This is a genomic window from Candidatus Uabimicrobium amorphum, assembly GCF_009002475.1.
Lineage (GTDB): Bacteria > Planctomycetota > Uabimicrobiia > Uabimicrobiales > Uabimicrobiaceae > Uabimicrobium > Uabimicrobium amorphum.
The window spans coordinates 854,791-879,279 of sequence record NZ_AP019860.1 but is presented as its reverse complement, the minus strand read 5'-3'; the positions used below and the strand labels follow the sequence as shown (position 1 = coordinate 879,279).

General features: G+C 39.6%; 19 protein-coding genes. 7 read left to right on the top strand and 12 right to left on the bottom strand.

What is annotated here, in order from left to right; translation table 11 throughout:
• Positions 1-5: 5 nt before the first annotated feature.
• The 12 genes from atpE to UABAM_RS02940 form a co-directional block, all read right to left on the bottom strand.
• Positions 6-254 (bottom strand): ATP synthase F0 subunit C, encoded by a 249-nt coding sequence (atpE, locus tag UABAM_RS02995; protein WP_151966516.1) that lies wholly within the window; start codon positions 252-254, stop codon positions 6-8.
• Between the two features lie 33 nt (positions 255-287).
• Positions 288-1,109 carry a F0F1 ATP synthase subunit A gene (atpB, locus tag UABAM_RS02990; RefSeq protein WP_151966515.1) on the bottom strand — a complete coding sequence of 274 codons (822 nt, stop codon included), beginning with the start codon at positions 1,107-1,109 and terminating at the stop codon, positions 288-290.
• 354 nt (positions 1,110-1,463) lie between these two features.
• Positions 1,464-1,655: an AtpZ/AtpI family protein gene (locus UABAM_RS02985; protein ID WP_151966514.1), complete on the bottom strand. Its 192-nt coding sequence runs from the start codon at positions 1,653-1,655 to the stop codon at positions 1,464-1,466.
• Positions 1,656-1,800: 145 nt separating this feature from the next.
• Positions 1,801-3,030: a hypothetical protein gene (locus UABAM_RS02980; protein WP_151966513.1), complete on the bottom strand. Its 1,230-nt coding sequence runs from the start codon at positions 3,028-3,030 to the stop codon at positions 1,801-1,803.
• Positions 3,031-3,518: 488 nt separating this feature from the next.
• Complete coding sequence (locus UABAM_RS02975; RefSeq protein WP_151966512.1) at positions 3,519-4,757, bottom strand: hypothetical protein; 1,239 nt, start codon at positions 4,755-4,757, stop codon at positions 3,519-3,521.
• A gap of 110 nt (positions 4,758-4,867) precedes the next feature.
• Positions 4,868-6,514: an acetolactate synthase large subunit gene (locus UABAM_RS02970; RefSeq protein WP_151966511.1), complete on the bottom strand. Its 1,647-nt coding sequence runs from the start codon at positions 6,512-6,514 to the stop codon at positions 4,868-4,870.
• Between the two features lie 316 nt (positions 6,515-6,830).
• A complete protein-coding gene (locus UABAM_RS02965; RefSeq protein WP_151966510.1) occupies positions 6,831-7,625 on the bottom strand; it encodes a hypothetical protein in 795 nt (264 codons plus the stop codon).
• A gap of 131 nt (positions 7,626-7,756) precedes the next feature.
• Entirely contained in the window at positions 7,757-8,842 is a 1,086-nt protein-coding gene (locus tag UABAM_RS33295; protein WP_173013105.1) for a coiled-coil domain-containing protein, read from the bottom strand.
• Between the two features lie 48 nt (positions 8,843-8,890).
• Positions 8,891-12,598, bottom strand: coding sequence for a hypothetical protein (locus UABAM_RS02955; RefSeq protein WP_151966509.1), 3,708 nt, complete (start codon positions 12,596-12,598; stop codon positions 8,891-8,893).
• A gap of 120 nt (positions 12,599-12,718) precedes the next feature.
• Complete coding sequence (locus tag UABAM_RS02950; protein ID WP_151966508.1) at positions 12,719-15,232, bottom strand: hypothetical protein; 2,514 nt, start codon at positions 15,230-15,232, stop codon at positions 12,719-12,721.
• A gap of 13 nt (positions 15,233-15,245) precedes the next feature.
• Complete coding sequence (locus UABAM_RS02945; protein WP_151966507.1) at positions 15,246-16,355, bottom strand: FecR domain-containing protein; 1,110 nt, start codon at positions 16,353-16,355, stop codon at positions 15,246-15,248.
• Between the two features lie 59 nt (positions 16,356-16,414).
• Complete coding sequence (locus UABAM_RS02940; RefSeq protein WP_151966506.1) at positions 16,415-16,972, bottom strand: RNA polymerase sigma factor; 558 nt, start codon at positions 16,970-16,972, stop codon at positions 16,415-16,417.
• A 278-nt stretch (positions 16,973-17,250) separates the two neighbouring features.
• On the opposite strand from UABAM_RS02940, the gene UABAM_RS02935 reads away from it, so the two are divergent.
• The 7 genes from UABAM_RS02935 (at position 17,251) to UABAM_RS02905 (ending at position 24,341) form a co-directional block, all read left to right on the top strand.
• A complete protein-coding gene (locus tag UABAM_RS02935) occupies positions 17,251-18,708 on the top strand; it encodes a hypothetical protein (protein ID WP_151966505.1) in 1,458 nt (485 codons plus the stop codon).
• A complete protein-coding gene (locus tag UABAM_RS02930; protein WP_151966504.1) occupies positions 18,705-19,514 on the top strand; it encodes an MlaE family ABC transporter permease in 810 nt (269 codons plus the stop codon). The genes UABAM_RS02935 and UABAM_RS02930 overlap by 4 nt, the downstream gene beginning before the upstream one ends.
• Positions 19,515-19,516: 2 nt before the next feature.
• Positions 19,517-20,263, top strand: coding sequence for an ABC transporter ATP-binding protein (locus UABAM_RS02925; protein WP_151966503.1), 747 nt, complete (start codon positions 19,517-19,519; stop codon positions 20,261-20,263).
• 130 nt (positions 20,264-20,393) lie between these two features.
• The gene (gene rlmN, locus UABAM_RS02920; RefSeq protein ID WP_151966502.1) at positions 20,394-21,458 is read left to right on the top strand and encodes a 23S rRNA (adenine(2503)-C(2))-methyltransferase RlmN; all 1,065 of its coding nucleotides are present in this window, start codon (positions 20,394-20,396) and stop codon (positions 21,456-21,458) included.
• A gap of 14 nt (positions 21,459-21,472) precedes the next feature.
• Positions 21,473-21,841 (top strand): Bor/Iss family lipoprotein, encoded by a 369-nt coding sequence (locus UABAM_RS02915; RefSeq protein WP_151966501.1) that lies wholly within the window; start codon positions 21,473-21,475, stop codon positions 21,839-21,841.
• A gap of 16 nt (positions 21,842-21,857) precedes the next feature.
• A complete protein-coding gene (locus UABAM_RS02910) occupies positions 21,858-22,220 on the top strand; it encodes a hypothetical protein (RefSeq protein ID WP_151966500.1) in 363 nt (120 codons plus the stop codon).
• 15 nt (positions 22,221-22,235) lie between these two features.
• Entirely contained in the window at positions 22,236-24,341 is a 2,106-nt protein-coding gene (locus UABAM_RS02905; protein ID WP_151966499.1) for a bifunctional serine/threonine-protein kinase/formylglycine-generating enzyme family protein, read from the top strand.
• The last annotated feature ends 148 nt before the right edge of the window (positions 24,342-24,489 follow it).

The window sequence follows — 24,489 nt, the reverse complement described above, 5'->3', positions numbered from 1 at the left end:
CTACATTACTGGAAGCTGATCAATAAGCACACTACTACTGCAAATAGTGCAACCCCTTCAACGAACGCTGCGGTTAAGATCATTGCACCTCTAATGTCACCTTTGTGCTCTGGTTGTCTTGCCATGCTCTCAACAGAACTAGCACCGATTTTACCAATACCCATTCCAGCACCGATAGCTGCAATACCAGCACCTAGCGCTGCTCCAAAAAGACCTAAGCCTTTTCCAGCTGCCACAGCCTCTAAAATAAACATATGTTTACCTTTCTTACATATAAAATGAGAATATTAATGGTCTGGGTGTAACGCCATTCCCATAAATACCGCAGTTAAAAACGTAAAAATGTAAGCTTGAATCATTGCAATCAAAACCTCAAGGAGAGTAATTGCGATTGCCATGAACAAGGGGAGTATCCCTACAGGATAACCTACGTATGCAGGAAGTCCGCCAGTCAAGGATACGATAAAACTTAAAAATACTGGAATTAATACGTGACCCGCTGTCATGTTTGCGAATAAACGCACTGCCAACGCAAAGGGCTTAATAATGTGCCCCATGATTTCGACAATAAGCAGAAGCGGCCAAATGGCGAGGGGTACATGAGGTACGATAGACTTCAAGTAGGTCACCAAGCCGTTTTTCATGATTCCAGATATGTGAACAAATAGGAAACTTATTAACGCTAAGGTTGCTGTCACTGCAATGTTTCCCGTAGCAGTTGCTGCGAAAGGAACTAATCCCAATAGGTTACAGAAAAAGATGAAAAAGAACAATGTCCACAAGTACGGTAGGTACTTTTTGCCATCTTCTTTGTCCATATTGCTGTAAACAATATCGTCGCGAATAAAAACCAAAATGGCTTCGAAAAAGTTTCTTAATCCGGTAGGGACTAGTGACTTTTGACGACAGACGATAGGGAATATGATCAGCATTAAACCCGCAGCTATCCACATCATCAATACATTTTTCGTAATGGGAAGCGTATACACTTCGCCCATTAGAGGTATCTCTAAAGTTGGTAGTGTATAAGACCAATCGAATATTTGTATTGTTTGAGTATCAAGTAGATGGTGGATAACATCTAATTTTTCTTCTTTTGACTCAGACATTTAATTGTCTTTCGACGTAAATAGTATCGTAAATCAAAGTTATAAAATATATAATCACACACAAAACCACGATTAACTCTAAATTTTTGTTATGGTACATTCGGAAATAAAGTAAAGAAGTGAGAATGCTAAAAAAGCGGATTATTATGCTAAAATAGAAGGATTCTAGGCTGTCGGGAAATTTGTGTAGTAATATGATTTTGCTTGTGATTGCAATTGTCATGATAAACAGCATGACAACTATAATTAAACTTAGGTCAAAGAACTTTTCTGTATCTGAAAAACTATACACGACACAACAAGAGACAAACCACACTCCCATAAGCAACATGGCATAGACAAAAAAAACACGAACTATTTTTTTTTTACCTCTGTTTCTTTAATGAGTTTGTAGCATGCCATTACAAAGCCGAGTAAAACACCCAGAATTGTAAATAAGGGTTGTAAATTTGTCTTTTTGTCTAACTGGATTCCTCCATAGACAAATAGCAAAAATATGGCGATAAATAGTATACCGACATGTGAATATTGAATATAGTCTCTCATAACCTCTACATATATAAAAATTACTACTTCAGTAACAAAGTGTATGAGTTACTGAAATAGTAATAAATGTGATTTTGATACAGATTTTGGTGAATTATATCCGCAGATATAAGGAAGTCAAGTAAATAATGATAATCTTGCGAAATTAATTGTCAAAGATAGAGGAGTTCACAGTAAAACCTATCTTCGCGAAGAAACTTCCACCTTCCAATGAAACATCATTGGCATCATCTTTATTGAAATCCAGCTCGCCGTCCAAAGTTCCTCCACCTAGAAGTTCAAGGAAAAACCCTTTGGTAAATTGGTAACGCACACCAAGACCTGCGCGCATTGAGTAGTAATTGAAGTCGTCATCTGCATCAATATTAGAGAATGCAGTGCTGTCATCTACCCGAAAATGCTCGAAGAAAATACTTTCGTAGAAAGCAATAAAACTTAAATTAAACTTATTCAAGTGAAAAGTAGCTCTTGCATCAAAAGGAGCCAGTACGCGAACTTCCAACTGTGGATCTGGTCTCCAAATAACCCCTCCCACAGGAAATACACGATAACTAGTTTGATCAGGGATCACATGAACCCCTAGAATTAAGGCCAATGTATTACTAACAGCATAGCTAACATTCATTCCACCACGAATTTGAAAATCGCGCGCATCAAAAGCACCTTGTAAGTCAGAGTGCAAACCAGGGGTAACTTCAAAACTAATCATAAGTTGGTCACTGGCAACGAAATGTAGTGCCAATGGTAGGTCGAACGCGTAAAATACGTCGCTATTTTCAAGACCATTAATGTCAACGATGAAATCGTATATGGAAGTTTTGACACCCACACTAAGATATAAGTTGGGTGACATTTCAATCATATGGCCGAACTCAATATGGTATTCCACAATATCAAACTCAGCGCCATCGATCTCTTCGACATCAATCCCTGGCATTATATTAGCTTCAAAGCTAGCAATAGTGGATGGGATAAAAAAGTCAATGATTCTTCTTTCAGGTGTTACCGGGACATCGCGGTAAGTAAAAGTCATTTCTTCCTCGAAGTCCTCCGCTTCTGCTGAATCATCTACAGCAGCGCTACCGGAGTCACCACCAACATCGTCACCAGAGTCACCGCCAGCAGCGTCTAGTTCCGTGTCACCATCAAGGGCACTGTCGTCGCTGTCGTCGCCTTCGAAAAGACCGCCATCACCCCCTTCGCCACTGTCGCTGTCGCCACCGCTACTAAAAAGGCCCCCGTCATCGTCGCCACCGCCACCGAAAAGACCAGCATCGTCACCACCGTCACCACCTAATAGGCTGTCTTCTTGGGCAGGGGCAAAGACTAGACTGAACAATAACAAACCTAGAAGCAAATACTTTGCTTTATTCATGCCAATTCTCCTCAAAATATAGCTTTAGGTGCTGGATGTACAATTTTTCAGACTTTGGCTTTTCCGAAAAAACATAGATTGTTCATAACACCTAAAATAAAGTCTTATAAAACACCTTGGATTTATCCAAATTTTGGTGAGTTTTAAATTTTTGCGTTGGTTGATACCCAACGTAATTATAGCAGCTCATTAAATTATAGTTTCCTGTTATACAGGAGTGTGTAATTTTACCCAAGCAAACTTAAATTGTGAAGGAGTATCTTTAATTATTTTTAGCTAAGGGGCTAGGTCTTTGTATTTTGCGAAGTTTGTTGCAGATTTTTGGTGTGGGTATAAGTGGTTATGTTTTGTTTTGAGTAAGAAAAAATTACTATTTCAATAACCAAAACGCATTATTGAAATAGTAATAAATTTAATTCGGAATATAATTTCAAGAACTATATTCGCACATATAAGGATGTCAAATAAATAATGATACTCGTTTAGGATTAGTCTTCAAAAATAGATGCATTGACTGTGAAACCAACCTTCGCGAAGAAACGTCCACCTTCAAGAGATCGGTCAGCAGCATCATTTTTGTTGAAATCGAGTTCACCATCCCAAGTTCCACCACCTAGAAGCTCTAGGAAGAACCCTTTGGTGAATTCATAACGAACACCAAGTCCAGCACGCATGGAATAAAAGTTGACATCGTCATCTTGGCCACCTGCGAACTGATTGTCATCGTCTATACGAAAATGCTCAAAGAAAATACTTTCGTAGAAAGCAATAAAGCTCAAATTGAATTTATTCAAGTTAAAAATTGCCTTGGCTTCATAAGGTGCCAATACACGAACTTCCAATTGCGGGTCTGGTCTCCATACAACTCCACCAACTGGGATTACGCGGTAGCTAGTTTGGTCAGGCATAACATGAACCCCAAGAATTAGGGCTAAGGTGTTACTAACAGCATAGCTAACATTCAATCCACCGCGAATTTGAAGGTCACGTACATCGAAAGCTCCTTGTAGGTCAGAGTGTAGACCAGGAGTTACCTCTAAGCTAATCATCAGTTGATCGCTTGCCACAAAGTGAAGAGCTAGTGGTAGGTCAAATGCGTAGAAAACTTCATTTTCGTCATTGCCAACGATATTGTTAAAGTTGTCCAATGTGAAATCGTATATAGAAGACTTCACTCCTACACTAACGTATAGGTTAGGTGACATTTCAATCATATGGCCAAATTGAACGTGGTATTCAACAAGATCAAATTCTTCCTCGTTATTTTCTTCAATTTCGATACCAGGAAGGATGTTAACTTCGAAGCTCGCCACGGTAGCTGGAGTGAAAAAATCAATGATTCTTCTTTCAGGTGTTACCGGAACATCGCGGTAAGTAAAAGTCATTTCCTCAAAGTCTTCCGCTTCTGTTGAAGTTGCGTCTACAGCATCATCACCAGCGTCATCGCCAGCAGCATCTAGTTCAGCGTCGCCGTCAAGAGCGTCATCGCCGTCAAGAGCACTGTCGTCGCCAGCACTGTCATCGCCACCTTCAAAAAGGCCTCCGTCGCCGCCGTCGTCGCCGCCGCTGTCGCCGCCACCAAAAAGGCCGCCATCATCGTCGCCGCCACCGCCAAAAAGGCCGGCATCGTCGCCACCATCACCACCTAAAAGGCTGTCTTCTTGGGCAGGGGCAAAGACTAGACTGAACAACAATAAACCTAGAAGCAAGTACTTTGCTTTATTCATGCCAATTCTCCTCAAAATATAGCTCTAGGTGTTATTAAGTGATTTGCGATTCTTCAGACTTTGGCTTTTCCGAAAAAACATAGATTACTCATAACACCTAAAATCAAGTCTTACAAAACGCCTTGGATTTTTCCAAGTTTTTCGGTGAGTTTTAAATTTTCACGATAGTCAATATCTAACGTGATTATAGCAGGCTTATTTACACTAAAAGCTTCCTCTAATACAGATTTTACTTGATTAGAGTGTGTAACTTTTTTACCCCAACAGCCAAACGATTCTGCTAGCTTGACAAAATCAGGGTTGTTGAATTCGAGTTTGGAGTGTTCTCCAAAATGATTCATTTGTTTCCATTTGATAAGACCGTATTCTCTGTCTTCCCATACCATGATTACCACATTGGCATTGATACGAGCAGCAGTCTCTAGGTCTTGAAAATTCATTAGAACTCCAGCATCACCACAAATGGCGAGTACATTGCTGTTTGGATATACAATTTTAGCAGCTATTGCTCCTGGAAGAGCAAACCCCATTGAACAAAATCCGTTCGAAATGAGACATGTGTTCGGAAGATCACACTGAAAATAACGCGCAATCCACATCTTATGGGCACCAACATCCGAGAGTAAGATATCGTTTTCTCCCATAACTTCTCGTGCATCCCACAAGACCTTTTGTGGTTTAATGACACCTTCGGCATCATCGTCTTTATGTTCTGCAAAGTCCTCAATCATTGCTTGACGAACTTCTGCGTAATCCTCTGTTTTTCGCAAAGCAGGTCTATTCTTAAAGTGCTCATTAAGAGACCATAAAGCACCTGCAACATCCGAATGGATATCAACAGTTACGTGATAGTTTTCATCAATTTCTGCGGATTCAAAATCAATATTAATAATTTGTTTTTTATTACCTCTGTTCCACAAGCTCGGATGATACTCAACCATATCGAAACCAACGGCGATAACAACATCCGCTTTTTCCATTTCGATAGATATATGGTCACGAGATTGAAGTCCCATAGTAAATAGACAGTGCTCATCTTTGCGTGGAATAGCTCCCTTGGCCATAAAAGTATTAATCACACCGATGCCTGTGTATTTGGCAAACAATTGTAGCTGTTGCGATACACGTGTACGAACACAACCGTTACCAGCAAGAATCACTGGATGAGAAGCGGTCTCGATTAGTTTAATTGCTTGATCAAGAGCTTTGTACTCTGGGGAAGGTCGACGTGTCTTAACGGGCTTAATGGGTGAAGCGTTTGTTTCTAACGCTGCGACATCTTCTGGTAATTCAATGTGGCAGGCTCCCATTTTTTCTCTTGTTGCGATTTTAAAGGCTTTACGTACGATTTCAGGTATGGTGTCAGGGTGTGTAACAGTTGTGTTCCACTTAGTTACAGGACGGAACATCTGTACAACGTCCATCGCCTGATGAGATTCTTTGTGAATTCTCTTCAAGTCTGCCTGACCGGTGAGGCAAATAAGAGGTGCACGGTCCATATTTGCATCTGCGACCCCAGTAATCAAGTTAGTGGCTCCAGGACCTAAGGTTCCCAAACATACACCCGGGCGTCCCGTTAATCGCCCATAGACGTCTGCCATAAAAGCGGCAGCTTGCTCATGACGACAAAGAATAAACTTAATAGGGGACTTTTTTAGCGAAATCATAAAATCGGCGTTTTCTTCACCTGGAAGTCCAAAGATGTATTCAACGCCTTCTTCTTGTAAACATTTGACAAATAAATCGGAAGCTTTCATATACAAGATTTAGCCTTAGTAACAGGCTTGCCTTTCTATTAACGAACTATGGCCAAATATTTTTTACGGTATATCGAGGAATGTTTAAGTGTTGTAAAAAACGTTTACCAAGTTAAATTTCTATTTTATTTTGTAGGTATTTTGCGTGCAATTTATCGAATTTTTCTTCATCGCAAAATTTGTTTACAAACACGACCTAATGTAACTCGAATTAAATAAATTGTCAAGTTTGTTTTGTACAAGATACCATTGTAGTGAAATATTCTGCATTTTGTGAAAAAAAATAAACAAAATTACGTATATCCATCCACAATGTTTACTGAGAAGAAAAAATAGACTGTGTCAGCAAATCAAAAATAAAAATTAACCATATTAAAAATAGACATGGAAAAATTAAAATCCACCATCCTTCATTAAAAGCATCTGGTTGTAAAAAATATTTGTGGATAAGTCCTCCTAAATCTTCCGGCTGTAGATGAACGACACCCGTAAACGGCAAAATCGCGATGAACATAATATTGTCACGCATTTGTTTTACAATATTAATGGGAAAGGTTATGGAGTTGCGCAAAACATGGCGCAAAAATATTTTATATTTGGGAATGGGTAATGAACAAGCAAAATGAACGTACAGTGTTTTTTTACCGTCGGAAATTTCTTTGTGGGTCTGTGCCAATAAAAAAAATGTTCCGCTAATTCCCAAAATTAAAATTAAATAGAAAGAAGGTGAAAAAGACAGGTGTGACGTTTGGTGTAGTTTTAATAGGGCAGAAAAAAATATCAGTACGAAAAGCCGTGGAAAATAGTTGGCTATTTTCAAAAGGTAGTTCATAAAAGGAAAATTTATATAAAAATCGATCACTAGCGTTAACAAACACAAAGTAGCGCTGATCACCAACGCGTAAAAACTAATGGTTAAAGATATTTTTGCCGCTTCGAGGACTAGGAAAAGTAAATTGTCATTGTGGTAAGTACCAAATATAAGAAAAGAGCTTAAGGTTGGTGCCTGTGATTTACTTGTGGCTGTTTCAGAAGTAATAATAAATGGCAACACCCATGTTGCCAGAAGAGTTGCAGTGATAATAAGTAATATATTATTTCGTTTTTCCATGGATAGTGTTTACTAGATTTAAATGGTTTTGGATAAGGACTGTTATGTTACCACCTACCATATGATAAGATGGTAACATAAACAGTTTTCATTTTATAAAGACTTTCCAGTAGAGTCAATGTTTCACATGACTATTTGTCTTTATCTTTTTCTTTTTTTGTACCTGCACCAGCAATTTCTTCGTAGTAGCGCAAGATATCTTCGCTGTACTTACCTTCTATTTTCTTCTTGCGGTCTGCGTGGATAAACTCGCGAATGTGCGGAGGTAAATTTCCCCAGCGCTCATTATCATCTTCGGGATTTTTCTTGTTGAGTTTTTTCCCGCGATCTTTGCTCTTGTTACCGCGTTCTTTGTCGCCTTTTTTCTTATTCTTTTCGTTTTTCTTTCCTTTGCCTTTTTCCTTCTCTTTTTTCTTTCCTTTGCTCTTTTGTTGCTTCAAACTTTTCGGCTTAGGATTAGAAGACGATGGCATCATTTGCTGTTGTTTTTTCGCCTCTTGGATAATTCTATTGATGCGATCCACAACTTTATCTTGGCTTTCTTCGAGACTTTTGAAAGTTCTTTCCATTTCCGAGATAGCCTCTTCTTGACTCTTGATATTTTCAATCAATTTATCAATGGTTTCCGAAACGTCTTTTTGATGTTCCATATCGTCAAATATTCTCTCAAGCTCTTGCGAAACTTTCTCTTGGTCCATACCTGACTGTTTCATCAATTTTTCCAGCTTATCGATCGCAGCTTGTTGCTGTTTTTGTGTACGCATAAATTCTTCTATTTTTTCTGCGACTTCTTGCTGGCGACGTGGATTCTTCTCCATGAGTTCTCTCTGGATTTCTTGGTCTTTTTGCTTGAGCAATTTTTCAATTTTCTCCGCAGCAGCTTGCTGCTTCTTTTGATCTTGCTCTAACAATTTCGCCAAATCTTCCGCCACTTCTTTTTGCTTTTTTTCCGAATTCTTTACTTCTGCGACTGCTTGGCGAATTTTTTTCTTGGAAACACGTCTCTTTTCAACACCACCGCGTAGAAGGTCTTTTTCAATCGATTCCATTTTTTTCTGGATATCTTTTAGCATGTCGAGGGGTTTTTGTTGTTGTTGTCCACGAGGTACAGGAGGTTTATTTTCGTCATCTTGCCCTGGCATTGGCGCATCGTCATCTTGTGCAAATACCGCAAGTGAAAACAACAAAACCCATAAAATACACAGAGTTTTTTTCATATCCTTACTCCTTCAAAAGCCAGGAGAGTTCTCCTGGCAGAATTATTATTAGTTACCACCGGATTTGCCTTCTAAACTTTCGATAAACCTCTTGGTCATTTCAGCAAGGTCTCCCTCTTCATAACCAAGTCGTTCGAGACGCTTACGCGTAAGACTGTCCATTACTTTTTTGTCTTTAATATTGTTAAACAAACGCTGTGTTTTGTTTTTGATCTCAATTTGAATATCTTTGATCATTTTCAATTCAGCAATTGTTGGCAATATTCGCGGACGCTGTTGCATTTGTTGTTCTTGTTGCTGTTGCTGTTGTTGTTGATTTTGTTTTTTGCGACGATCTTGCTCTTCTTTTAACGCCACTAAAAGTTTTGACATACGATCTATCGCTTCTTTTTGTAGGGATTGAGTCAAAATCCCCATGTCGCGACGGCGTAGATTTTTCACCGTCTCATCCATGTTCACTCTAATTCTACGCAAAATCCAGTTGAAAACTTGGCTATCTTCTTTTTCCAACTTCTTCATGATCTTATCAATTTCCGCCACAAGCTTTTTTTGTCTACTGCTAATGCGACGAATAGCAATCAAGTCACGACGTGTGATACCGTGTTTCTTCGTATTTTGGTCTAGAGATTTGGTGTCATTGTACACCGCTGTTTGCTCTTTCACAAGCTCTTTCAATTCTCCGCTCAAGTTAAAAATAATTTCTTCTTGGCGTAGATTTTCGTACTTCCACTTTTCTTTTTCCACTTCGCGTTTTGCTTGTTTTAAGCGCTGCTCTGCCTTTTCTTGTTCTTCGGCCGCTTGAGTGGTCTTTTGGTCTTTCATTTTCTTGTCGGCATTCTGCATGTCCTGAGAGGCGTCTTTTGCCGCCTTAGACGCTTTCTTTTTCTTCAAGGAGTCTAACTGCTTCGCCAACTGTTGCGCTTCTTTTTTCAATTCTTTTTGCTGCTTGCGTAGCTGCTCTAAGCGTTTTTGTTGCTTTTGTGTAAGACGTTCGTTTTTCATGTTGTCAAGCGTACGCTTGGATTGTTCAAGTTCACGCTGCGCCATTTTCTGCTCGTTTTGTGCGTCTTTTGGCTTTTTCTTGCGCAGTCTCTTTAGAGACTTTTTCATTTTCTCAACAGCTTTTTCCACAGACTTTTTTGCTTCGGCAATACGCTTTTTGTTTTCAGGAGAGATCTTTTGTGACTTCATCATCTTCTCCATGTTCTTCATCATCTCTTCGGTACGCTTTTGCAAATTCTCTTGTTCTTTGCCAAGTTTTGCCATCTGTTCGTTGTTTTGTTTATTTTCTTTTTTCAGACTCTTTTGCATCTCTTGCATGGTCTTGCGTATATTTTCCAGAGCTTGTTTTTGGTTCTTCGAGGCATTTTTAAAGTCCTGGCTTTCAATATTACGGTTTGCATTGTTCATTTTGCGGCTTGCCTGCATCATGTTTTCCAATGCTTTTTGAACTTGCTTCTTCAGTTCACCTTTTTCTTTTTCCGACATGCGTTGTAAATCACTTGCCATTTTGCGCGCTTTATTCTCTAAATCTTCTTGCGCCATTTGCATATCGAGATCTGATTTCTTGGTGTTGGCCATCATTTGCTGCAAATCTTTTTTCATATTTTGCAGATTTTCTAATGCCTTTTTGGTATTCTTATCGGCCTGCGGAAAATCTTTCTTCGCGATTTCTTTGCGTGCATTTTCCATTTTCTCCATGGCTTTTTTGATGTTGTCCGCTAACTTCGGATCATTCTTCTGCCATTTCTTTGCCAACTCTTTGGCTTGGTCCTCGATGTTTTTCTGTTGCTTTTGCAACTCTTGCATCTTACCTTCTTGGGCCAACTTCTTTTGCAGTTTATTGATACTCTGCTGCATCTTTTGCGACGCACTTTTTTGTGCCGCAATACGCTTTTCTTGGTTTCCCTGTTTTGTCTGTTGAGCTGCCTTATTCATCTCGTTTAGGATGTCTTTCATTTCAGGCATTTGCTGTGACTTAGCTTTTTCTCCAAGCTTTTGCATTCTATTGGCAATTTTTTTCTGCACGGCCGCCAACTTTCGCTGCATATCGCTTTGCGGTGTGTCCTTCATTTTTGCCAAAGATTTTTTCAAATAACTTTTCATCGCGTCTAAATTTTCAATAGCACGCTCTTGTTTCTCTTGAGCACTCTTCGCGTCTTTTTCTGCAAGTTTCTTTTGTGCCTCTTCCATTTTCTCTTGCGCGGCGTCTGCCCACTTTTTTGCTTCTTTCATGTCGTCTTTTTGTGGAACATTTTTGCTGACTTTGTCCAAAGCTTTCTGCAATTTTTTTGCTTGATCATTCAGTTGTGCTTGGTCTTTTTGTAATTTCGCAGACATTTGTTCTCCCAATTTTTGTAGAGACTTGTTGTCCGCCATTTTTTGTAAGGATTCTAATTGCTTACCGATTTTTTGTTGTTGCTCTTGTGCTTCTTTGAGCTGACCACTCTCGGTTTTCTTGGCAACTTCATCCATTTTCTTTGCTGTTTTTTCCAACTGCTTGGCTAGGTCTTCCGCTTGCTTTGCCGCCTTAGGATCATTCAGTTTTTCTTTTAGTGTGGGACTCTCACTTAATTTTTTTAATTTTTTCGCCAACTCGTCGGCAGATTTGGCTAATTTTTTCTGTCCTCGGGCCAGTGCTTTCGCAAAACGCGGATCATTAGAGCTCAACTTCATAACACGCGACGCGCGTTCTTGACGCTTCTTTAAATTCTCGATCTCTTTTTTGAGATCACTCATTGCTTGTGCTTGTTGCGTTTTTTCTTGTGTTTGCTGTTGCTGTTTTTTCAAGTTATCTACCGCTTGTGATAACTGATCAAGAGATTTTATTGTTTCCTGGACTTTATTCTGACCTGCTTGCTGTTGCTGTTCATTTTGCTTGATATTCGAAAGCTTTTCTTGTTGCTTTTGTAGCTTCTGCAGATCCTTTAGCAATTCTTCCGCTTTCTTGAAGTCATCGACTTTTTCAGCAACTTTTTTCTGTTTATTGAGAACGTCGTCAACATTTTTCATCTTTTCTTTCAAAGACGTCGGTTCTTGTTTATTTTGCGCTTGAGAGATAAGATCTTGTTGCTTCTGTTCCATATCCTTGAGATTTTGTTGCATCTTCTGCATCTCAGAATTGACCTTCTTTGATGTCTTTTGAGTGTCGTACATTAACTTACGTAGACGTTCAAGAATATTTTCATTTTCCTTTTTTAACTGCTTTTCTTCTTGTGTCAAAGCTTGCTTTTGTTCTTTTTCAATTTGTTTTGTCTTGTCTTTTAATTGACTTTGTTTTGAGGCAAGTTTATTCATGTTTTGTAATTGCTTCTGCAATTCGGCAATCTTTTTGTCTACTTTTTCAGGTGTTTGACGATCAAGTAAAAACTTGTATATCAACTCAATTTTCGCATTGACCTCCACGGATTTATCAAATGCTTTACCAGGAAGTCCCTCTTCGATGAGCTTTGTCAATTCTTGCATATCTGACTCAAGAGGGGTCTTAGAAGGAGCACTATTTTCGTCAAAGTTATATAATATTTTGTCTAGTGCACTCTTAATCTTGTCTGCTTCAACGTCGCGTCCTCTTTTTTTCAAACTTGTCTGAACGCGTGTCATTTTTTCTTTTAGAGAATTGAGCATCCGCACTAGTCTTTTTTGTGCCTGCATAGCGATTCTTTGCTTTTGCATGCGCTCTTTTTGTTGTTGATTGTTCTGGGCAACCACATTGCTGCACAAAAACAATATTAGTATTATCAAAATTCTTGTGATCACATCATTCTCCTTTATTTTTCGTGGCTAACACTGAAAAAAACTTCATCACAAAAAATCTCCTAAAAACATGCTCTAGCGTTTTTTGTGGTTACCTCATCAAGATAACCACAGAAAACGCTACTATTCTGTCCAACTTTTCAATATTTGTTGTTGTTTCTTACTTTCTTCTAGCAAACGCTTGATATCATCTTCGACGCGCAAGTCTTCCCACTGGCCAAGCAAATCGATCACCTCTTCAAGAAGTGTGACAATCTCTTCTTGGCTAAACACCGCATCACGCAATTTGCTTTGCCCCTTATCGGCATCATTGAGAATCGTCTTGTAGGCATCAATAATATTTGTCGCCGCCTCGTTCGACTTTCCAGTAAAGGAAGTAGAACTCGACGGTGAGGCAATATCCAATAGAAGCCGGTGCACATCTTGTACTTTTTTGGTCGTAAAAACGTCCCAAATACTGTTGTGACCAGCTGTCCACATCACATATCTAACAGCTTGCGCAATGTCATGTACTTGACGCGAAATGTTTTTCTGTGCAAAATGCCATTGGTGAATTTTCACCAAATCCCCCGTCTCCACAGCAGAACTTATCGACAAAAAGTCATCGATTTTTTCCTTTTGTGTAAGTTGTAAATCTAAAATGCGTCCCAACTGACGTTTGTTTTCTAACAGTCTCTCATTTAACTTTTTGAGAAGCTGCGTGTCATCGACGATTTCAATCGAGTACACATCTGATTCTTTCGTTCCTGGTCCCGAAATGTTGTTGTTGTCTTGTGCATACAATTTGTAGTAGACAACATCACCCTTTTGTAATTTACGGGCATTTGTACTTCCCTCATCAACTACAGTACCTTTTTCGAGAGAGAAAATATGATAACTGTGAGCTCTTTTGCCCTTTCGTTTTTTTTGTTGTTGCTCTTCTTCCTCTTCGGTAAGAATCTCCAGAGGTTGCCTTTTCCAGGTATCTTCTTTATTAGCCTTTCGCAAAATGGCGATATTGCTAATCCCATAATCGTCTTCTACATCTACACGCAAAGGAACGGTTGCTGTTCTCAGCATATATATACGTGGTTTCACACCTGAAACAACAACAGCACCTTTTGTGGCACTACTGGTAAACACTCCCTTGACATATGGCTTTGAATCACGCATCATGCGTACATAGTAGCTCGTTGGTGAAGTGTTTCTTAGGCCATTTTTGGCGCGTAATGTAATGCGATAGCGACTATCCATCTTCACTTCAAAAGAAGTTGCCAAAAGTTTGCCATCTTTTAGTATGTCTAACTTGGTATTGGGATATACCTCTTGCTGATCATCAGGAAACAAAACATTCGCTTCTGCGATGGGGATATTTGTTGTAAAGAGCAAACGCACGGTTGTTCCCTGCAAAGCTTTTACGTTTCCATGTTGTTCCGGCTTATCTTTTTCTGTAGATGCCAAACCAGAATACGCAGGATACTCATACCACATATAACTTTTCGTAATCGTGGGAGGATTCAACACTTCGACATTGTACACTGGCAAACCGTCGACATCATCATTTCCTTCTAGATAGAACTCAATGTCATCAATCATCGGTGGAAATGTATATTTGAAAATGCCTTCACCTTGGTGGCCAGCTAATTCGCTGTTCCAACTTTGATCTTCGACACCCTTATTGCGAAAATACACTTCGATACCTGAAGGGATCTTACCGCTTGCGTATATTTTTAAGGATAAACGCTCTCCTTTAGACATAACTAGCTTCGTGTCTGGAAGAGTAATGCCTACCTCGTTTGGCTTTTTCTCTTTATTTTCTTTGACTTCACCTTTTGTCACTCTTAAACGATAGGCACTTGACACGATATCATCTATCTCTGTGTAAAAAATCGTGTTTTTACTTAGTTGCGGCAAAGTTGCCTTGTAGCCTTTTTCTGTAGGATTAAGAACCGCTCTCTTCCAAAAATTCGAAGACTTATACCACAGGATTCCCTTTGAAGAGCCACTATTTTCCCAGGCGACGTTAACTTCAGTTGAGCGATCGTCGTATACAGTAAACTCATTGCGTACCAAAAATACTGTTGTACTACGCGGCCAAGCATTTTGCTTCAACAGAACGTTGCGGTTTAACCAAATACCCGAAAGCTTAGGGAATTGGTTGTATAACGAAAATACCGCAGCGGCAAAAACGATAGGTAATACCATACTACGTAGTGTGCGCGAAAAGTTCAAAACGCGAAAAAAATTGATTCCCTTGCTCAATTTTTCAGTTTCTTCGATAACGTTCAAAGTCATGTCACGCGAATCGTGGTACTGCGGATCATCTAAAAGTCGTGAAAACTGTAAAGCAGAGATTAAACGATCTTTCAATTGCGGATTTTGTTTCTCTACCGCCAGCGCAATATCTTCGTCTGATATTTTTCGTGTCAAAGGTAAAACCAAGTGTCGTGCGATGACATAAACAATTGCACACAAGTAAATCCCAAGCATTACTGTGCGTACTTTTAACGGGAAATGTAAAAAGTAATCCAATACAAACGACAATAAGATCGTTACGGATAGGGTAAGAATAGTTTTAAAACTGCCTTCTAAAGTAAGAAGTATACGGATAAATTTACGTATACCAGCGATTTTACCCTTGATATATTTTAAGGCCATGGCGAAACTTTCTTTAGTTATAGTCAATTACAATAGATGAACTGCGAATAATACCACTCCAAGAATTATTCCCCTGGATTTGGTCTTGAAATATAAGAGAGACCTCGTATTTTCCGGGGTTTTTTAATAATTGTGCCTTCGAAATTTTTAGGTTTTGTGTCTGCCGTGGTTTTACAATAAATGTTTTCTTGTTCTCAGAAAAAACAGGTGTTTGGTACTCTTCATTTGTTTGCAAATTGCGAACGTGAAACAAGAAGTTCGGTGTACCAGAGAAACGCTTTAGATACAATGTGTCCATTGTCAAATTTGTTGCAAAGATAGTGATATCTTTTTGCTTTTGTGTTTCTATACGTAAAAAAAGTGGTTGTGTTACCCACGACGGAATTTCTTCTCTATTTTTCTGAATTTTGGCCAGAGAGCTATTTATACTTTGTCCTTGGGTAAGAATATATTCTTGGTTATTGTGGTTAGTAAATTTTACTTTACCACGATATACGCTTACTTTGGTTTTTTTGTTGGTAGCTGTCACTAAAAATTTTGTACCAAGAACCTGAATAGTGCCGCGCTCGGTCTTTATCGTAAGGGCATTTCCTGGTACCACATGGAAATAAACACTACCTTGTACAAGCTGGACACTGTTTGCGTTTTCCAAGTACACAGAAGTATTGGGAGCAAGATCACAAGAAATTTTGTCCATGGATATTTTGGCAATGGCGTTTGAAGTGTATAAGGTGTCGCCAAAGGTGACAGAATCTCCGGCTTTGATATTTTTGTCGCTTTGCCCAGCAAAGCCATACGTGAGTTGTGGAGAGGAGGCTGTGTCTTGTAACAAAGAGACAGTAACAACAGCAAGAAGGAGTAAAGAGGCGGCTATTTGTAAGAGCACCGCGAAAGGTTTTTTATCTTTTTCAGTAGAAGGATTATTGATAAGTTTAGACCAATCAACATCTTGTGGAACAAATTGTGGGGTGCGAATTTGTGAATACAAACTTAAGTGTTTGCTTAGAGTTAACAGTTCCGAAGAACATTTTTGGCAACGATCAATGTGCAAGCCAATTTCCTCGCATTCTAGTTCATTTTTGTGAAATGCCAAAAGATCTTCACTCGATGGACAACTGATCATACATATCTCCTTCCATACTTGTACCTTCCTAAAATCATCCTCATCAAAATCGTAAAAGCCTAATCAATATATTTACTTAACTTTTCTCTAAGTTTTTTTTCCGCTGTCGACATCCGCGACTTTACCGTGCCGATGGGAATATCCAAAATTTCGGAAATTTCGCGATATTTTAGTCCTTCAAATTCACTCATGACGAAAACCAAACGATATTTTTCATCTAATTGATGTATAGACTCTAAGATCTTACTTGATAGCTCATCTTTTAACATTTGAACTTCAGGCAATTCCGTTTGTTTTGGGTCCTGAACCTGGGGGTTGCTTTCCATACTGTGTAGCAATGGTCTGCGCTTTTGCTTTTCGCTTTGGTTAATCCAATAATTTTTCGCGATTTGAAATAAATAGGTTGTAAACTTTGCCAATGGTTTATAATTATGTCGTGCGCGCCAAATACGCATAAAAACTTCTTGGACATAATCTTGGCATGTTTCTGGTTGGCAACCCAAGCGCAAATAAAAATTCCCCACTATTGCAGAATATTTTTCGTACAACGTATTAAATGCTTGTAAATCATCTTTTTTTACTTTGAGCATCAACTTAATATCTTCGTCTATCTTCATATATCTGTATAAACCAATTTGTCATAGTAAGGTTCGTTATTTTTACATTTTTCCACATGGACAAAATAAACTATTTGTAAAACCACTTTTACAAAGCGTGATATTCTACCGTTTTCCCACAGAGTTGTAAAAAATTAAATTCACGTTTTTTAGTGCAATTAAATTTATCTTTGTTTATAGTGAAAGAAAGTAATGAACTCTGACTATCCAATAATACGCGCTTCTATTCTAGGATAAAAATTTATAGAACGCTATATTCTTGATTTGAGGGCACAAAATTGCAGTGGTGTAACCTAAAACATATACTTTTATGGTCTTTTGTATGCGTATTAACTGGCTGTACCACAGTAGACGAATTAGACATTTGGCCTGTGGTGTACTATGATAAAGACCCCGAGCGGCAGACAACTCAACTCGACATACTTACCTCTGTTTACTCACAGACAGATACCTTGGAAAAAACAACCTATGCATTTCGCCCCTTTTTTGTTGGTGAGTTTGCCAAAAGCGGCAAAAACAGCGAAATTCTCGCCCTATGGCCTTTTGTACGCTACCGTCAAAAACCCGATGATACCCTTATCGCTATTTTGCCATTCTATTACAGTAGAGAAATCACCAAACAGCACACCAGAGAACGCGACTACGACTGGTTTTTTCTACCGTTTGCTTCTTTTGGTGGTGCAGACACAAAAGAAGGTAGTTATTTATATATGGGATTTTGGGGCAATATCAAAGGACTACTTGGCTACGACGAAATTACCGGAAAACCTTTTCCTTTCTATGTAACGGCGAGGGATGGTGAATATTTTTCCCGGGGATACATGTGGCCTTTCTTTCGCTTTGGCGATGGCGGCGGTAAGACGTTTCGCTTCTACGCATTTCTTTATAGTTACTACAAAAATAAAGATAAATACGAACGGCGCAGCTTTTTATGGCCATTCGTACACTACAACAAGGAAGATCTCAATACCAAAGATCCACGTACCGACGTTTTGGTATTTCCCATATACGGACAGTCTACAAGCAAAAAATCATTGGCGTGGATGTTTATGTGGCCATTCTTTTCCTACTCAGGACACGAAAATGGTTACAGGGAATACAACTTGCCATGGCCCTTTTTCAAATACCGCACCGGAAAAGGCATCCATGAATTTCGCCTATGGCCATTCTACTGGGAGAATAACCAGGAAGATGGTACACAACGTCACCGCGATGTCATCGCAATGTGGCCCTTTTATTGGTCACTACATAGCGAATATCCCACACATACAAAAGATAGTGTGTACATAATACCATTTTATTCTCAACATTGGAGCAAGGGGAAGGACCCCAAAGCTAAGGAAGAAATGCGTCTCAAGGTCTGGCCTCTTTTTGATTACAAAGTCAATGAAGATGGTTCTTTTCGCAGTCGCATCTTAAGCCCGCTTCTATTTGAAGATTATATTCCTTACGGCTTTGAAAAAGCGTGGGTTCCTCTATTCACCCTTTTTGATTATAATTGCAAAAGTACGGATGAAAAAACGGTAACTTTCTTAGGTCCGCTTTTCACCATGAAGAAAAGCAAAGATTTAAGTTACGAGCGCTTTTTGTTTTTTTCGTACAAAAACGAAAAGAAAACGAAGGGAGAACAAGGTCGTTTCTCCATCTTAGGTGGGTTATTTGAATACAACTGGTTACCGCAACAGCGCGGTTTACGATTTTTTTATCTACCCACGTGGCCCACTTGGAGTAAATGATGATCACCTCCTCTAAACAGTACATTGGCAATACCGGACGGCAAATTGTCGAAATATTCGCAAATATGGGATTTATTTGCCGCTTATTTTGGGCAACGATGAAATGCTATAAGTCACTTGCTTTTCGCGGCAGAGTGATTTTGGACCAATTTTTTATTTGCGGTATTCAAAGTCTGCCTGTTACCCTTATCGTAGGTGTATTTACCGGTATGATCCTCGCCCTACAATCGGGGCTTATATTAAAAGACTATCGCCTAGAAAATTACATAGGTGTTGTCATTTTATTGACCATGTGTAAAGAAGCTGGCCCATTCATGACCGCATTTATTCTGGCAGGTCGCGTAGGTTCAGCGATGGCTGCTGAACTGGGAACGATGAAGGTGTCAGAAGAGATAGATGCTCTAGAGGTTATGTGCATAGATCCTGTCGAATATCTAGTATTCCCAAGAATGGTTGCTCTCGCAATTTGCGCGCCGATACTCATTGTATATGTAAACCTACTCGGCGTTTTAGGAGGCGCTGTGGTTGCTAAGTACCAAATTGGGTTAGAGCCAGTTATTTACTTTAAACGCATACTCATTTATATGAGCACTTATAATTTAACCATCGTTTTTGCCGGACTATTTAAAGGTATCGTCTTTGGTTTTATCATTACTTCTGTCAGTTGTGCCTACGGCCTGCGTGCACGTAACGGTGCAGAAGGAGTGGGGGAAGCCGCACGACAAAGTGTGGTGTACATTTTCTTACTCGTTCTTATCAGTAACTACTTTATGTCCGCTTTGATTGAAAGAATATTCGGAAGTTAATTATGATCGAATTAAAAGATGTATATAAAACTCTCGATGGTCGCAAAATACTTCAAGGCCTCAATCTACATATTCGCGAAGGGGAGACATATGTCATCATTGGTCGCAGTGGTACAGGCAAAAGTGTGACCTTAAAAAATATCATTGGTCTAATGAAGCCCGATAGTGGAGAAGTAAACATTATGGGACAATGTATTAACAACATGGGAAAAGAAGAGTCATATGCCTTGCGTCAAAAAATGGGTGTTTTATTTCAAAGCGGTGCCTTGATCAATTGGTTGAACGTCGAAGAAAATGTCGCTCTTCCTTTGGTTGAACACCAACGTCATCTATCCAAATCTGAGGTACAAAGCATCGTGCAACACAAGTTAGAACTAGTAGAACTTGAACATGCAGGAAAACGCATGCCTTCGGAGCTATCAGGTGGAATGAAAAAACGCGCAGGGTTAGCACGAGCCATTGTCGGAAATCCGAAAATTATTTTATACGATGAACCCACAAGTGGCTTAGATCCGGTAATGAGTAACCAAATCAACGATCTAATTATCTCGATGCAAGAAAAATTAGGTGTTACCTCTATTTGCGTAACCCACGATATGTCATCCGCATACCGCATCGCCAACCGTATCGGCATGATATATGAAGGCCAGATCATCGAAGAAGGAACGGCAGACCAAATCAAGAATTCACAAAATCCGATTGTAAAACAATTTATCTCGGGAAGTACCGTAGGACCTCTAACACAGTAGACAGATATACGTATACAAAAAACGACATGCGAACGTCAGAATGTAGGGGCGGACCTTGTGTCCGCCCGTTCCCCCAAATACAGGTGGACACACTTTAAAAATAGAAACCAACGAAAATAGAAAGAACAACATGGACAGTGTATTTTTACAAAATATACAAAAAAAATACAACTTACCGAAATTTCGCGTACAACAAATGCAAAAAGCTTTTTTTGAGCAAAATATATCGAGCTATGCCGAAATTACCACTCTTGGGAAAAAACTACGCGAGCAATTATCTACGGAAAAAGTATTGTCTTTTCGCGTCCATCACATGGCGGCATCACGGGATGGCAACGCTTACAAGGCGATTTTGCGCCTACATGACGATCGATTAATCGAAACAGTACTTTTAAATCCCAAACCTGGTCTATGGTCGTGTTGCATTAGTAGTCAAGCTGGTTGTGCCTTGGCTTGTACTTTTTGTGCCACTGGTAAATTGGGATTCATTCGTCACCTGACTTCGGAAGAGATTACCGACCAGGTATTGTTTTGGCGATTTTTTATCGCCAAAGAACAACTCACCGATCACCTAAGTAACGTCGTTTATATGGGAATGGGCGAACCACTGCACAATAAAGAACAGGTTTTCGCGAGTATTGAGGAATTAATTAATCCACAAACGTTTCGCATTGGTGCGCGACATATTTCGGTATCTACATCTGGTCTTGTGCCTGCCATTTATGAATTTACTGACAGATTTCCCCAAGTGAACCTTGCGATTTCTCTTCATGCAGCAAATGACGAGCTGCGTCTAAAGATGATGCCCATCAACAAAAAATATCCGTTGAGTGAACTCATCAAAGCGGTCAATTATTATTTGCAAAAAAATAATCGTAAAGTTTTTTTCGAGTACATTCTACTAAAAGACGAAAACGATCGCTTACAAGACGCCGAAGATCTCGTAAACCTATACAAAAATATTGAAAAAAAGCACTTAGTCCACACAAATTTAATCGTGTATAATCAGATAGAGAGCCACCACTGCGAATCTCCGAAAACAAAAGCACGTGAGTTTAAACGATATTTGCAAAAAAATGGTATTTCGGTTACCATTCGTAAAAACTTGGGCCGTGATATTGATGGAGCCTGTGGTCAATTGGCTTTAAAAGAAATGAAAACCGCCACTTCAAATTTAGATAGTGAAATAGTTTAATTGAGGAGCTTTCAGTGAGAAAAACATACTTTGTAGTTTTGTCGATGCTCGCATTGGCATTGACAAGTTGTCAAACTGTAAAATACACAGCAGACCCAACACCTTTAATTACTTTTAAAAAAGTACAACCATCGCCCGAAAATTTTCATTACAGCGAAAACGTTGACTTTTTCTTGTGGGGTATTACTCCCAATCCTGGCGTAGTAAATATTACCCAAGTAGCTCGTAATAATGGTGCTCCTGCAGGATTGACCAACTTGAGAATTTATGAAGAATTCACGTTGTGGTCATGGTTTATCGGTTTTATTACTCTGGGGATTTATTCACCACGCTACATCGAAGTTCATGGTGTGAAAATTCCTGGAGGTTTAGATTTATATTAGGATACGGAGGAAAATCATGAAACAACTAATCTTAATTCTCTGCATAGGATGCCTAGCATCTGGATGCCAAATTGTTGAATTGGAACAAGAGGGCATGGGACAAGACGTTCAACTTTCCAATACCAATTGGGCACAAGGAAGACCAGTCTATGCCTACAAAAAAGCATGGTATATTATTGATCTTGGTCCAATAAATGACCCGTCATTAAGAGCGATATTGCGCAATAAATTACCGCGAAATGGCGATTTGCACAGCACAACCATTACCACAACATTCAACTGGTTTGATACCCTGCTCCGCGCTGCGCAAAGTGTTGGTGTCGGATTACCTGTTGTTGGTTCACGTACGATTATTGTCGAAGGTCAAACAACTTATTAAGAATGGAAAGTTATTATGCCTACATCAGATGACTTAGAATTCAAAAATATTGTCCTTGAACGCAAATTAGTTGCACCAGAAAAACTGGAGGAGTGTCTTCAAGAGTTAGAAAACTATGAAAAAGCGGGTATTCCTAAGCCACTATCAGGAGTACTTCTTGATAAAGAGCTCATCTCGCAAGATCAAGTAAGTGGTATATACAAATTGCTCAACAAAGGAGACCGTCACTTTGTTCGCGGCTATACCATTCTAGAAACCTTAGGACAAGGTGGTTTGGGTGTTGTGTATAAAGCACGACGCGACAACACCGGTATGTTTGTCGCTCTTAAGATTATGTATCCCAATTTTGCGAGCAACAAAGAATTTGTACGACGCTTCATGAAGGAAGCAAAGTTTTCGTGCCAACTCAACCATGTTAACGTCGTAAAAGGAATTGACTTTGGCGATTCTAATGACGTTTTTTATTTTGCCATGGAATACGTGGAAGGCTTCACCCTAAAGCAATATATCAAAAATTTAGGACGTATAACAGAACCAGAAGCGGTTAAAATTATCCTACAAGCAACAAATGGGTTAAAGCACATTGAGAACCAAAACCTCATCCACCGTGACATAAAGCCGGATAATATCATGCTGACCCAAGAAGACCAAACAGTAAAATTGTGTGACTTAGGTTTGGCGAAATGCATGGAAGACGCTTTAGAACTCACTGCTCCCGGCGTTGTAATGGGAACACCACATTACATGTCCCCCGAACAAGGAATCGCCGGTGGGGTAATTGATATTCGCTCCGATATTTACTCTTTGGGAATCACTCTATTCCACATGGTAAGTGGCGAAGTTCCTTACCAAGGCAACACAGCGGTGAGTATTTTAAATCAACACGTCTCCGCAGATCTTCCGAGTCCAAAAGACATCAACGCTGATCTTTCCGAAAGCATATGTAGTATTATCAGCAAAATGATGGCCAAAAAGCAAGAAGATCGTTACCAATGTTGCCAAGATCTTATTGTTGACTTGAATCGTTACCTAAATTCACAGCCACCTCTTCTAGTGAGCCAAGTTCGTCCTGCACCGACAACAAGTGAGCGCAACGAGGAAATGGACATTACCCAGCAACGCACCGTGGCGATGAGTACCACCAGTCTAAAACCTGATGAAGACGAAGAGCAAAGTACTTCTCACGAACAAGCGACTGCGGAAGCGGTAAAAAAAGAAAAGGCTTCTGCCGAACATTGGGAAGAGATTACCAACAAAAAAAATAAGCCTCGTAAAAAAGGCGGGAAACTACTTGTTGCCGCTGTTGTTCTCATAGGCGTTATTGCCGGAACCGGATATAAATTCCGCGACGAAATACGCAACTACGTAGAATACAACGTGCTTGCAAAAAAGAATGGCGAAGAAAATAAAGAATATGTCGTCAAACCGAGAGTAAAAGAAGAACCTTTGTCCGAAAAGCTTTTAAAGGCTTACAAAGAAAGACTACCCAAAATTACACCACAGGAACTATCGCACCAACAGCTCAAAAAGCATATGGTATACATTGCTGGTGGAAATTACAAACTGTCGGCAAATGGTAAACCAGTTACCATGGGAGAATTTTGGATCGACCGCCATGAAGTGAGTAACGGTGATTATTGGAAATTCTGCCAGGAAACGCAACATCCATTCCCCAAACATTGGCAGGGTAATAAACCACAAGAAATGACACTACCCGTCACCAATGTAACATGGTACGATGCACACTTGTACTCTGTATGGGCAGGAAAACGTCTACCAACAGAACAGGAATGGCAATGTGTTGCCGGTTCTTTACAAGGACACGCGTATCCTTGGGGAAATAAATTCAAAACCAAGTACGCCAATGTCGACACCGGAAAGGTAGCGGATATTGCTTCTCTGCCAAAAGGTAAGACGCAAAACGGAGTATTTCACATGACCGGAAATGTTTGGGAATGGACCGATAGTTTTCTGAGCGACGCCAAGCTAGACCGCGTTATTAAGGGTGGAAGTTTCTTGTATAGTGCACATGAAGGATCTTCCGCATACCGCGATGGATTCTATCCACACTCGCATCGACAAGATATTGGTTTTCGTTGCGCGTATTCTAAGAAGAAGTAGGAATTCGGATTCCAATTGGAATTCGTCTTTTGATTGGTGCCCTCACCATCGAATAGCAGTTATCAGCTACGCTGAAACCTGCTATCCTCATACCTCTCCCACCAGGGAGAGGTGTAATGCTTCTCTTTTGTAAAAAACAAAATTCACT